Raw genomic sequence first — 12,010 nt, 5'->3', positions numbered from 1 at the left:
GGCCGGATCATGACCATCACACGCCGCTCGCTGCTTCTGCGCGCCCCTCTTGCCGCCGGCATCATCGCCGTCGGGCTACCATCGATCGCGCGCTCGCAGGCCGCTTCCGTCAAGATACGCTATCTCGCAAGCCGCGGCAGCATCTCGCCGCATGAGCTTGCCGACCAACTCGGCTACTTCAAGGGCCTCGGCATCGAGCTCGAGAATGTCGGCTATGCCGGCGGCGGCCCGGAATCGCTGTTTGCGCTCGCCTCCGGCAGCGTCGACCTGGGTTCGGCCGCCACGCCGGCCGTGATCAACTCGATCGCCGGCGGCAACGACTTCGTCGCCGCCTATCCGAGCAACGGCATCAACAGCCAGGTCAAAAGTGTTTTCTATGTGCTGGAGGACAGCCCGATCAGGTCGATCGCGGACGTCGCCGGCAAGACGATCTCGGTCAACACGCTCGGCGCCCATCTCGACTACGCGGTGCGTGAAGCGCTGCACAGCGTCGGCCTGCCGCCGGACGCCGCCAAGCTCGTCGTGGTGCCCGGGCCGCAACTCGAGCAGACGTTGCGCTCGCATCAGGTCGATGTCGCCGGGCTCGGCTACTGGCAGGCGACTTTCGCCGGTGCCCTGGTGGCCAATGGCGGTGTGCGCGGCGTGTTCAACGACGCCGACGTGCTGGGCGAGATCGCGGGCGGCTTCATCGTGCTGCGGCGGGATTTCATCGCCGCCAATCGCGACGCCGCCAAGAACTTCGTCGAACAGTCCGCGCGTGCGGCCGACTGGTCGCGGCAGAATCCCGACGAGGCCCGCAAGGTGCTGGCCGAAATCCTCGACAAACGCGGCGAGAACGGCGAACTGGCGCGCTACTGGACGGGTTTCGGTCTGCGCGAAAAGGCGGTGGCGACCGACCGCGACATCGACTTCTGGGTGGCTGTGCTCGAGCGCGACGGCCGCCTGCCGAAAGGCAAGCTCAAGGCTGCCGACATCCTCTACCGGCCAGGCGAAAGCAAGACCAATTGAGCAAGGAGGCACCCAGCATGGCCACAGCACGCGGCGAGGTCACGATCCGCGACCTATCGAAGTCCTTTGCGCTCGGCGGGCGCTCGCTCGCCGTGCTGCGTTCGCTCAATCTCGACATCCGCTCCGGCGAGTGCCTGGTCATTGTCGGCGCCAGCGGATCGGGCAAGACGACATTGCTGCGCATCCTTGCCGGGTTAGAGATCGCCGACGAAGGCGCCGTTGCGATCGATGGCAAGCAAATAAAAGGGGTCGGCGCGGAGCGGGCGGTGATCTTCCAGGAACCGCGCTTGCTGCCCTGGCTGAGCGTGCTTGGCAACGTCGCCTTCGGCCTCGAAGTTCGCGGCGTGCCCAAGGCGCAGGCCGAGCAGAGGGCGCGCTTCTACATAGCATTGGTCGGTCTTGCCGAGTTCAGCGATGCCTACCCGCGGCAGCTTTCGGGCGGCATGGCGCAACGCGTCGGCATCGCCCGGGCGCTGACGGTGCAGCCCGAAATCCTGCTGCTCGACGAGCCGCTCGGCGCCCTTGACGCCATGACCAAGATCTCCATGCAGGAGGAACTGGCGCGCATCTGGAGCGAGGAAAACGTCACCATGGTCATGGTCACCCACGACCTGGAGGAGGCGATCTATCTCGCCGACAGAGTGCTGATCCTGCCCAAGGAGAAAGGCGGCGCGGCGCGGCTGATCACCGTCGACCTGCCGCGTCCCCGTGACCGCAGCGAAAGCCGCTTCGTGCGCCACCGTGAGGAGTTGCTGCGCGAATTCGGCCTGCACTGACGCCTCGATGCGCTCGCACGTGTCGAGGCGCTTTCCCAGGTTAGGCCTTCCGCGCTTCCTTCATATTGGGCAGGAACACCGTCAGCAGGCCCAGGAACGGCAGGTACGAGCAGATCTGGAAGACGAAGTCGATGCCCTTCATGTCGGCCACGATGCCGAGCACGGCCGCCGCTATGCCGCCGACGCCGAAGGCGAAGCCGAAGAAGATGCCGGCGATCATGCCGACGCGGCCCGGCACCAGTTCCTGCGCGAAGACGACGATGTTGGAGAAGGCCGACGACAGGATCAGGCCGATCAGCACCGTCAGCACCATCGTCCATTCCATGTTGGCGTAGGGCAGCGCCAGCGTGAAGGGCAGCACGCCGACGATGGAGAACCAGATCATCGCCTTCTGTCCGTAGCGGTCGCCGAACGGGCCGCCGAGCAGAATGCCTAGCGCCGAGGCGCCGAGGAAGAGGAACAGCATGACCTGCGACATCTGCACCGAAACGCCGAACTTATGGATGGCGTAGAAGGTGTAGTAGCTGGATAGGCTGGCGATGTAGGCGTTCTTGGTCAGCACCAGCAGCGTCAGCACGGCCAGGGCCCCCATCACCTTGCGGCGCGGGAAGGGCGAGACGAAACTGGACGTCTTGCGGTTCGCCTGTGTGGCGCGCAAGCGGCTGTACCACCCGCCGACCTGCCACAACACGACGATGCCGATAAGCGAGCCGACGGCGAACCATGAAATGCTGGTCTGGCCGAAAGGCACGACGATAAATGCCGCCAGCAGCGGTCCCATGGACTGGCCGAAATTGCCACCGACCTGGAACAGCGACTGCGCCAGGCCGAAGCGGCCGCCTGAGGCGAAGCGGGCGATGCGCGAGGATTCCGGATGGAAGATCGCCGAGCCGATACCGATCAGCGAAGCGCCGATCAGGAGCAGCGTGTAGTGGCCGGCATAGGCAAGCACGATCAGGCCGATCAGCGAGGAGGCCATGCCGTAGGGCAGGGAATAGGGCATTGGCCGCTTGTCGGTGATCATGCCGATCACCGGCTGCAGCAGCGACGCGGTCACCTGGAAGGTGAAGGTGAGAAGGCCGATCTGCCAGAAATCGAGGCCGTAATTCTCCTTCAACAGGGGATAGATGGCCGATAGCAGCGACTGCATGATGTCGTTGATGCAATGGCAAAAACTCACCGCCAGGATGACGGTGAAGGCCGTCGCCTGGGCTGAAGCATGGCTGGCGGTCGCGGGAGGGGCGACGGCTGTCGTATCGGTCAAGGTAGGCTCCGTAGTCTTTTTGGCGGGTTATACCCGCGGGCAAGCTGGCGGACGCTCCTGCGGCCGCCTTGGGAACGGATGGCTTATAGGCTGCTTGCGGGACGACTTCTTTCGTGGTTTGGTCCAATAGTTTCGCAAGTGGGCCATAGCTTATGCCGCACGGCAGGGAAATTTTTCACGCTGGTCGTGCCGACCTCGAGCAGTTGCACGAGCGTCGCTGGCTATGGCTGGAGCAAGTGGCCGGGCCGGCGGTGGCGTTGCCGACCGAATATCCCGACGGCTACCATGTGCCGCGGCACCGCCACAGCCGCAGCCAGTTCCTGCATGCGCTGGTCGGTGTCGTGCTGGTGACGACGCGGCACGGGCGCTGGATGGTGCCGCCCGATCACGCCATGTGGATTCCCGCGGGCACCGAGCATTCCGTCGAGATGCTGGGCGATGTCTCGATGCGCTCGGTCTATGTCATGCCGGGAGCGATCCCCGGACTGCCGGAAGGCCTGCGCGTCGTCGGCGTCACCGACCTGATGCACAGCCTGATCGTGGAATCGGAAAAACTGCCGCAAGGCGGCGTGCTGGAAGGGCGCGGCGGGCTGATCATGAATCTCCTGCTGCACGAAATCCCGACTTTGCCGGAGCGGCCGCTTGGCCTGCCGTTTCCGTCCGATCCCAGGCTGGCGGCGCTGTGCCGGCGTTTTGTGGCGGCACCGTCGCCGCGCGCGACGATCGACGAGTGGGCGGATGCCGCCGGCATGAGCCGACGCTCCTTCACGCGCGCCTTTCATCGCCAGACCGGACTGTCGCTATCGACATGGCGCCAGCAAGCATGCCTGTTCGCGGCGCTGCCAAGGCTCGCCGATGGCGAGCCGATCACCCGGGTGGCGCTCGATCTCGGCTATGACAGCGTGCCGGCCTTCATCACCATGTTCAAGCGCATGCTGGGTGCCTCGCCGCGCGGCTATATGCGCGGCGCGCGAGATGCCGGCGAAAACCCGCGGCGCATAGGCGGTCCGATCGCCGCTTGAGGCATGCCGATGGCATCAAGCTGATGCGGCAACCCTCGGTCTAAGGTCCATTGCAGGAGCACTGATTGCACGTTGTAATCTGTTTTGCTGCGCTACGCGCCCGCCGGGATCGACAATTAGTCGAACAGGCTCGACACCGATTCCTCGGTTGCCGTGCGCGAGATGGCTTCGCCCATCAGGTCGGCGATCGAGATGACGCGGATATTGGGGGCGTCGAGCACGCCCTGGGTCGGCTGGATGGAGTCGGTGATCACCAGTTCCTGCAGCTTGGAGCCGCTGATGCGGGCGACCGCGCCGCCCGACAGCACACCATGAGTGATATAGGCGGTGACGCTGGTGGCGCCGTTGGCCAGCAGCGCATCGGCGGCGTTGCACAGCGTGCCGCCGGAATCGACGATGTCGTCGATCAGCAGGCAGTCCTTGCCGGCGACCGCGCCGATGATGTTCATGACCTCCGATTCGCCGGGACGCTCGCGGCGTTTGTCGACGATGGCGAGCTGTGCGTCGAAGCGCTTGGCCAGCGCGCGTGCACGCACCACGCCGCCAATGTCGGGCGACACCACGACGACGTTGCCGAGCTGCTTGTATTTCGCTTTCACATCGCGGGCCATGACCGGCACCGAGAACAGATTGTCGGTCGGAATATCGAAGAAGCCCTGGATCTGGCCGGCGTGGAGGTCGAGCGTGAGCACGCGGTCGACCCCGGCGCGGGTGATCATGTTGGCGACCAGCTTGGCCGAAATCGGCGTGCGGCCGGAGGCGCGGCGGTCCTGCCTGGCATAGCCGAAATAGGGGATCACCGCCGTGATGCGCTTGGCCGACGAGCGCATGAAGGCGTCGATCATGATAAGCAGTTCCATCAGGTGATCGTTGGTCGGAAAGGAAGTCGACTGCAGGATGAAGACATCCTCGCCGCGCACGTTTTCCTGGATCTCGACGAAGATTTCCTGGTCGGCGAAGCGCCTGACACTGGCTTTGCCCAGCGGGATGTTGAGATAGCGGGCGACCGCCTCGGCCAGCACCCTGTTGGAATTGCCCGCGAAGAGTTTCATGCACCGTTCCTGGTGGAGGATGGAGAGCCCCAACAGACTCGCCTACGCCCTTTAACCGGGCTTTTAGCGGCCCGCGCGGCTATTGCAAGCACCGTGATTGGAAATCCGCCGGCTAATCCTGGGAAATGTTCGCGCCATCGCGTATGGGCAACACCGGGCAGCGGACCCGGCGCCGCTGCTCCTTCCCCTTGTTCGAGCATCGGATTTCCCCGCGACCGTTTCCATTCGGGTCCGATGGTCTAGCCCGCCTTGCCGCCGAGCCATGCCGCGAACTGGTCGATGGTCTGGTCGGCGATCGCCTGCATGGTGGCTGGCGCCACCGCTTTCCAACTGTCGCCGCCCCCGCTGGCGCCGGAATTGGCCGAAGCCGCCTTCTGCTGGCCGTTGATGCGATGCAGGCGGTTGCCCGAGGGATCGTAGACGTCCCACACATAGATGACGGTGGTGTCCTTGCCTTCGGAGATCACCGAGAAATAGCCTTTGAGCACATGGGTCGCGGTCTGGTCGGCGCTGCCGGCCAGCGTGATGCCGCGCTGCCTAGCGCGCGTCTGCAACTCCGCCGTCAGCGGCGTCGCCGCTTCCACCGAAGCGCCGACGATCGGCGCGATCTGCAGGCGCGTCCTGGCAAGGATTGCGGCGGTCTGTGCGGGCGTGGCTGACGTCGTGGTCGTTGCTGGAGCGCCCGCGGTGGTCGTGGCAGGGCCAGCGGGCGCCGGGGTGGCGGCGCTGCCCTGGGTTGCCGGCGTGGCCGGCGCCGCGGCCGTGGGCGGGGTGATGGCGGAGGGTTCGAGGACGTCTTTTGCGTTGGTGCAGGCGGCGAGCGCCAGGACCACGAGCAATGACACGGTCGTCAGCTGCGATCGTCTCATTTGCCTTCTAACTCCTTGGCGAAGAACGCCTCCCATCGTGGATTCACTGTACGATCAAGTCGAGATCATGGCGGGAAAGCGGCTTCGGCTGTGATTCGGTCGTGAGATAGGTGCGGCCAAGCGTCATCGCCGTCTCGGTTTCGGAATCCATGATGATCATGTGGGCGAACAACGTCATGTTCGGCGCGATCGGCTCGGGATTGCCCTGGTAGAACATCGGCATGTCCATCCAGGACGGGGTGAAGCGGGCGCCGACCGAGTAGCCGCAGGCATTCAGCCGATGCTTGGTCAGTCCACGTGCCTCCATGACACGGGCATGCGCGTCGAACACGTCGCCGAAACTGTTGCCCGGCGTCATCGCCTTCTCGACTGCCAGCAGCGCGGCACGGGCCGCGTCGAACAAGTCCTGGTGACGCTTCGAGGCCTTGCCGGTCAGCACCGTGCGCATCATCGGCGCATGATAGTGATGAAAGACTCCCGCCCATTCGAGCGTCAACTGGTCGTTCTTGGTGAGCTTGCGGCGACCGGCCTTGTAGCGGCACAGCAGCGCGTCGACGCCGGAGCCGATGATGAATTCGTTGGCCGGATAGTCGCCGCCACCGGCAAAGATCGCGCCTTGCATGGCGGCAAGGATCAGCGCCTCGTCACCGCCCTGCTTGATCAGCGGCAAGGCCGCATCCAGCGCGTCGTCGGCCAGGTTCGCCGCCTTCTCGGCCTTGGCGATCTCGGCCGGGCTCTTGAACAGGCGCAGCCGACCGACGATGCCGGATGCATCGGCGATCTGGCCGAAGGTCTGCAAGCTGCTCGTCGAGGCGGCGGCCATTATAGGCGGTCAGCCCATGAGTGTCGTATTCGACCCCGATGCGGGCGCCGAGCAGGTCGAGCTCGTTCAGCAGATTGCGCAGGTCGACGGCCGGATTGGCGCCATCGCGATCGGTCCACAGCACGATGTTGTCGATGATTGACGTGTGGCGCGCCTGACGCAGGTCGGCCGAGCGGGTCAGCAACACCATGGACCCGTCGGCTTTCACCACCAGGCACTGGAAGAAGCAGAAACCGAACGTGTCGTAGCCGGTCAGCCAATACATGCTTTCCTGCGCGAAGAGCAGGATGGCGTCGAGCTTCTTCTCGGCCATCTCGATCACCAGCCGGTCGCGGCGCGCGTCGAATTCGGATCGTTCAAAATGCAGCGCCATCATTCACTCTCCAAAACGATTGCCGACACCTGCCGGCCGTAATCGGGTTCCTTGCGGTGCGTCGTGCGCCGGTAGGAGTAAAACAGATCTTCCTCGGCATAGGTGCAGCGGCCGAGACCTTGCGCGGCCACACCCGCCCTGTCGAGCCGGTCCACCGTGTAGCGGTTGAGGTCGAACATCGAATGACCGGGATTTGCCGAAGGCGCGAAATACCTGTCATTTTCGCCATCGGCCTCGACGAAGCGGGCGACGAATTCAGGTCCGACCTCGTAATTTTCGGGGCCGATCGAGGGGCCGAGCACGGCGACGATGTTTTCACGGCGAGCGCCGAGACTTTCCATGGCGGCAATGGTGTTCTCGAGCACCCCCGTGAAGGCGCCCTTCCAGCCGGCATGCGCCGCGCCGATGATGCGCGCCCCGGCATCCGCGAACAGCACAGGGCCGCAATCGGCGGTCGAGGCGCCGATTGCGATGCCCGGCCGGTCGGTGACGATGGCGTCGGCCTTGGGGCGTTCACCGGTAAAGGGTTCCCTGGCGATGACGACATCAGGCGAATGGATTTGCCAGGCGGTCACGAGATGGTCCGCCGGCACGCCCATCCAGGCGGCGACACGGCGGCGGTTCTCGGCGACCAGCGCCTGGTCGTCATCCGAGCCGGTGCCGATGTTGAGGCCCTGATAGATGCCGGTCGAGACCCCGCCTACGCGGGTGAAATAACCGTGGCGGATGCCTTGTGCCTGCGCCAGGTCCAGCAGCGGCGACCGCACGGGATCCAGTTTGGTCTGATTCAGCATGTGGGCGTTGTTGTCCGTGTGGGCGGTTTCGTCAAGAAAAAGTCCGAAGCGAGACGGCCGGCGTTCAACCGCTCTTTTACCGGACGGGAGATTGGGAGGGGTGACGATGAAAAGTCAATCCGGCGTGGCGAAGGGGCAACGCAACGAATCCGGGGTAACGGTTCCTTCGCCGCTGCGCGGTGAGGGAGCATTGAACGGAAAAACCCGCCTGTGCGGCGGGTCCCTGGCGCAACTCACCACCATAACCAAATATCTACCATAGTTGCCTTCACCCTGTCAAGAAAAAATTCCTATCATGAGAAGTTGCCGGCCATGAAAAGCTACCGACACAACCGGACTGGCCGTCGTCACGCCTTGTCAATCCGAGCTCGGAGCCTGGGCAAAGGGGCGAACGGCAACGCCGCGCGGCACTATCGCAAGCACCTTGAACAGGTCGCCCATGGCCTGCGGCCCGGCGAGGCGTTCGACATCGCCAGCGATCTTGTCGCGTGCCGGCTGGCTGGCATCGGCGCCAAGCCGGCCGGCGCGCTCCAGAATGCCCAGGCCGAGCAGGAAATCGCCCTGCGCCGACAGATGGGCGTCGAGACCATGCGCGCGCACCACCCCGGCAAGGGCGGCGAAATCGACATGGGAGGTGAGATCGGCTTCGCCGGGATTGGCCAGCACATCTTCGTGATCATGACGACGCAAGGCCTGCAACGTGTCGCCGACACCCGGCCGCAGATGGCCATAGTCGACAAACAGGCCGGAGCCGCCATGAGCCGCTATGCGCTCGGCGATGGTCGCCATCAGGGCGCTGCGCGCCGGCGCCACTTCGACGATCGCGCCTTGCGGCGCCTCGCCGGCATCGGCGGGCAGCAGCGTCGGGTCGAGCGAGCCGGCGCCGGCGAAGAAGCAAAGATTGTCAGCGCCGTCGAGGCCGACCACGCGCTCGCGCCAGCCGGTGCCGGTGCGGACGAACTGGCGGATGGGGATGGCGTCGAACAATTCGTTGCCGACGATGAAAAGCGGCTGTGGCGGCAGCGTGTCGATGGTCTCGTGCCAGCGAATCGAGAACGGTGTGGCGCCGAGCGTCTGTTTCTGCACCTCGGTCAGGCGCGGGCTGGTCTCGATCATGGCGAAGGCAGCGTCGTTGGCCAGTGCCGGTTCGAGCCGCGACAGGGTGCGCAGCATGTCCTTCATCAGCGTGCCGCGGCCGGGGCCGATCTCGCCGATGGTGACCGGCGTCGGCCGGCCGACCGCCAGCCAGGCCTGGTAGAGCCAGACGGCGACGAGCTCGCCGAACATCTGGCTGATCTCCGGCGCGGTGATAAAATCGCCGGCGGCGCCGAACGGTTCGCGCGTGGTGTAGTAGCCCGCCTCGGGATCGAACAGGCACAATGCCATGTATTCGTTGACGGGGATCGGCCCTGTCGCCTTGATCAGATCGACGATGCGTGCCTTCAGCCGCGTCATGTCGCCTGCGGCCGTGACTGCGGCACCGGCTTGGCTGTCGTCATCGCCCAAATGCCGGCCAGCACCATCGGCGAGGACAGGATCATGCCCATGGTCAGCCAGTTGGTGCCAAGGAGATAGCCGAGCTGCTGGTCGGGCTCGCGGAAGAATTCGACTGCTATGCGCGACAGGCCATAGCCGCAGATGAAGGCGCCGCCGACGAAGCGCGGCGTTTTCAGCTTGAGGCGCGAATGGGTGAGGAAGCGCAGCACGAGAAAGAGCACCAGGCCTTCAAGCAGGGCCTCGTAAAGCTGGCTCGGATGGCGGGTAAACGGCCCGCCATTGGGAAACTCGATCGCCCACGGCACGTCGGTTGGCCGGCCCCAGAGCTCGGAGTTGATGAAGTTGGCGACGCGCACGAGGCCAAGACCGACCGGCACGCCGGCGGCCACGACGTCGAACAGCGACCAGGTGCGGATGCCGCGCTTGATCGAAAACAGCGTCATGGCGAGGATGACGCCGAGCAGGCCGCCATGGAACGACATGCCGCCCTGCCAGACGGCGAAGATGTCGAGCGGGTGCGCGATATAGCGCGGCAGGTCATAGAACAGCACGTAGCCGGTGCGTCCGCCCAGCACGACGCCGATGGCCGCCCAGATGATGAAATCATCGAGGTCCTCCGGCTTCATCGGCAGGATGCCGTCGGGCCAGAGTTTCGGATTGGCGGCGAGCCGCTTGGCGTACCACCAGGCGAACAGGATGCCGACGATGTAGCCGACGCCGTACCAGTGCACCGCCAGCGGCCCGATCTGAATCAGCACCGGGTCGATGTTGGGAAAGGGCAACGAGGCCAGCGGCAGCAGGAAATATTCGTTCAACGGGGAGCTCTCGGTTGCGTTTGGCGCGGACCATGCGGCAGGGTTTTGGCGGGGTCAAGGCAAGGTGGTCGGCCTCAAAGATCGGATCGGATCACCGCTTGCAGGCCCATCGCGCCGTGCGGGCGGTGAGCTCAATCCCTTGGCTTGGCGGCCACCAACTGCCGCAACGCGTCGTTGATCCTGTCCTGCCAGCCGGGGCCATCTTCCTGGAAATGATCGAGCACGGCCCGGTCGATCCGGATCGAAACAAGCTCGCGGACGTTCGGCGCGGCCGAAGCTTCGCGAATTGGCGGTGCCGGCTTCTTCACCGGTTTGAAGGCAGCTTCGGCGGCTGCCATCGGATTGGTCGGTCGGCGCGGAGGGGTTGCCATTGGTGACCTGACTGAAGTGTGCTTGAGGCAATACGAGACGAGAACACAATAGGCGAGCTTGCGCCCTCAAGTACAGCTCTGGCGCCGTTCGGGAGCTTCTTACAGGAATGGCACCGCCATGCGCCACAGCAACGCAGATGGAACGGCAACCCTCAACGTTCTTGCATTCGGCGCGCGGCACTACTAACTCAATTTCAGCAACCGAGGATTTGCCATGTCGACCGGACCGAACCGCATTCTCGACGAATTCGCCAAGCTGATGACCGATGCCGCGGGCGCCGCGCAGGGCGTGCGGCGCGAGGTGGAGACCGCCTTCAAGGGACAGGCCGAACGCATCCTGAATTCGATGGACGTGGTGCAGCGCGAGGAGTTCGAGGCCGCGCGCGAGATGGCCGCCAAGGCCAGGGAAGAGAATGCTCGCCTTGCCGACCGCATCGAGGCGCTCGAGGCCAGGCTTGCCGAACTGACCGGGCAGGCCACACCTGCGGCTTCCGCAAAGCCCAGGCCGAAAAAATAATTCGTTAAACTTTTCCACAAAGCACCAGCCTGAAAAGCGCTTTGCCGTGAATCGCTTACCGGCATTGCGTGACTCTGTGTGACAGCGCCTTTCCACATGCGAATGACGCAGCGCGAAAAATTGGGCTGTTCACGCGACCCCGATCAATAGACTGAATTTGTTGCATGATTCGGAGCAGGGTCATGCGCCGGGCGGTGGGGTCCGGTCTGGGGTCTTTGCGTCGAGAAGTCCTGGCCGTCCGAGTTCTAGATCAGATTGTTCGTCGTGTGTGCCCCGCGGAGCGTGTGGCGCTCCCCTGAACACAGGAAGCATTCCATGGAACTTCTCGAACTCGAATTCTCCCGCGAAATCCATCCGGTGGATGTCATTGAGCAGGTGGCCCACAACAATGACTGGTCCTTCGAACGGGCCGGCGACGATGAAATCTCGATCTCGGTCGCCGGAAGCTGGACCGACTATCACGTCTCCTTCTCGTGGATGGAGGATTTCGAGGCGCTGCATCTGGCCTGCGCCTTCGACATCAAGGTGCCGGAGGCGCGCGCGCTGGAAGTGATGCGGCTGTTGTCGCTGATCAACGAACAGATGCTGTTCGGCCATTTCGACCTGTGGGAGCAGGAAGGCGCGATCATGTTCCGCCAGTCGCTGCTTCTGGCGGGCGGGGTCGAGCCATCGAGCCAGCAGGTCGAGGTGCTGCTGTCGTCGGCGCTGGAGGCCTGCGAATGCTACTTCCAGGCGTTCCAGTTCGTCGTCTGGTCCGGCACATCGGCCAAGGACGCGCTGGCGGGGGTGCTGTTCGAGACTTTCGGCAACGCCTGACCAAGATGTTTTC

The 12,010-nt window shown here is 64.4% G+C and carries 13 protein-coding genes and 1 pseudogene; 6 read left to right on the top strand and 8 right to left on the bottom strand.

From position 1 onward, the window contains the following. Nucleotides 1–9: 9 nt before the first annotated feature. Nucleotides 10–1,008, top strand: coding sequence for an ABC transporter substrate-binding protein (locus ACIU1A_RS21370; protein WP_404925218.1), 999 nt, complete (start codon nt 10–12; stop codon nt 1,006–1,008). Nucleotides 1,009–1,025: 17 nt separating this feature from the next. Beyond that, complete coding sequence (locus ACIU1A_RS21365) at nt 1,026–1,784, top strand: ABC transporter ATP-binding protein (RefSeq protein ID WP_404925217.1); 759 nt, start codon at nt 1,026–1,028, stop codon at nt 1,782–1,784. Between the two features lie 40 nt (nt 1,785–1,824). On the opposite strand, the gene ACIU1A_RS21360 is transcribed toward ACIU1A_RS21365, so the two are convergent. After that, a complete protein-coding gene (locus ACIU1A_RS21360; RefSeq protein ID WP_140666080.1) occupies nt 1,825–3,048 on the bottom strand; it encodes an MFS transporter in 1,224 nt (407 codons plus the stop codon). A 152-nt stretch (nt 3,049–3,200) separates the two neighbouring features. Here ACIU1A_RS21360 and ACIU1A_RS21355 point away from each other — a divergent pair, with 152 nt between their 5' ends. Beyond that, nucleotides 3,201–4,070: an AraC family transcriptional regulator gene (locus ACIU1A_RS21355; protein ID WP_404925216.1), complete on the top strand. Its 870-nt coding sequence runs from the start codon at nt 3,201–3,203 to the stop codon at nt 4,068–4,070. 116 nt (nt 4,071–4,186) lie between these two features. Here ACIU1A_RS21355 and ACIU1A_RS21350 read toward each other — a convergent pair whose 3' ends face one another. The 4 genes and pseudogenes from ACIU1A_RS21350 to pgeF all read right to left on the bottom strand — a co-directional run bounded on the left by ACIU1A_RS21350 (nt 4,187) and on the right by pgeF (nt 7,981). After that, entirely contained in the window at nt 4,187–5,122 is a 936-nt protein-coding gene (locus ACIU1A_RS21350; RefSeq protein WP_019860650.1) for a ribose-phosphate pyrophosphokinase, read from the bottom strand. Nucleotides 5,123–5,361: 239 nt separating this feature from the next. After that, nucleotides 5,362–5,991: a hypothetical protein gene (locus ACIU1A_RS21345; RefSeq protein WP_140631828.1), complete on the bottom strand. Its 630-nt coding sequence runs from the start codon at nt 5,989–5,991 to the stop codon at nt 5,362–5,364. Between the two features lie 43 nt (nt 5,992–6,034). After that, a pseudogene (locus tag ACIU1A_RS21340) lies at nt 6,035–7,187 on the bottom strand (M24 family metallopeptidase). Next, nucleotides 7,187–7,981, bottom strand: a complete 795-nt coding sequence (pgeF, locus tag ACIU1A_RS21335; protein WP_404925215.1) for a peptidoglycan editing factor PgeF — start codon at nt 7,979–7,981, stop codon at nt 7,187–7,189. The pseudogene ACIU1A_RS21340 and the gene pgeF overlap by 1 nt, the downstream one beginning before the upstream one ends. Nucleotides 7,982–8,087: 106 nt before the next feature. Here pgeF and ACIU1A_RS21330 point away from each other — a divergent pair, with 106 nt between their 5' ends. Then, nucleotides 8,088–8,243, top strand: coding sequence for a hypothetical protein (locus tag ACIU1A_RS21330; protein WP_404925214.1), 156 nt, complete (start codon nt 8,088–8,090; stop codon nt 8,241–8,243). 95 nt (nt 8,244–8,338) lie between these two features. Here the strand turns inward: ACIU1A_RS21330 and ACIU1A_RS21325 are convergent, their stop codons facing one another. The 3 genes from ACIU1A_RS21325 to ACIU1A_RS21315 form a co-directional block, all read right to left on the bottom strand. Then, a complete protein-coding gene (locus ACIU1A_RS21325; protein WP_404925213.1) occupies nt 8,339–9,436 on the bottom strand; it encodes a class I SAM-dependent methyltransferase in 1,098 nt (365 codons plus the stop codon). Beyond that, on the bottom strand, nt 9,433–10,293 hold the full coding sequence (gene lgt / locus ACIU1A_RS21320; protein ID WP_140496012.1) for a prolipoprotein diacylglyceryl transferase: 861 nt from the start codon (nt 10,291–10,293) through the stop codon (nt 9,433–9,435). The genes ACIU1A_RS21325 and lgt overlap by 4 nt, the downstream gene beginning before the upstream one ends. A 131-nt stretch (nt 10,294–10,424) precedes the next feature. Beyond that, the gene (locus ACIU1A_RS21315) at nt 10,425–10,664 is read right to left on the bottom strand and encodes a BrnA antitoxin family protein (protein WP_031250360.1); all 240 of its coding nucleotides are present in this window, start codon (nt 10,662–10,664) and stop codon (nt 10,425–10,427) included. A gap of 214 nt (nt 10,665–10,878) precedes the next feature. On the opposite strand from ACIU1A_RS21315, the gene ACIU1A_RS21310 reads away from it, so the two are divergent. Together ACIU1A_RS21310 and ACIU1A_RS21305 are read left to right on the top strand one after the other, a co-directional pair. Next, a complete protein-coding gene (locus ACIU1A_RS21310) occupies nt 10,879–11,181 on the top strand; it encodes an accessory factor UbiK family protein (protein WP_140496011.1) in 303 nt (100 codons plus the stop codon). A 315-nt stretch (nt 11,182–11,496) separates the two neighbouring features. Then, nucleotides 11,497–11,997, top strand: a complete 501-nt coding sequence (locus ACIU1A_RS21305; RefSeq protein ID WP_127855850.1) for a YbjN domain-containing protein — start codon at nt 11,497–11,499, stop codon at nt 11,995–11,997. Nucleotides 11,998–12,010: the final 13 nt, after the last annotated feature.

This window comes from Mesorhizobium maamorense (genome assembly GCF_044998965.1).
In the GTDB taxonomy this organism is placed as follows: Bacteria; Pseudomonadota; Alphaproteobacteria; order Rhizobiales; family Rhizobiaceae; genus Mesorhizobium.
The sequence above is the reverse complement of the archived record's forward strand: the minus strand, read 5'-3'. Positions and strand labels throughout refer to the sequence as shown.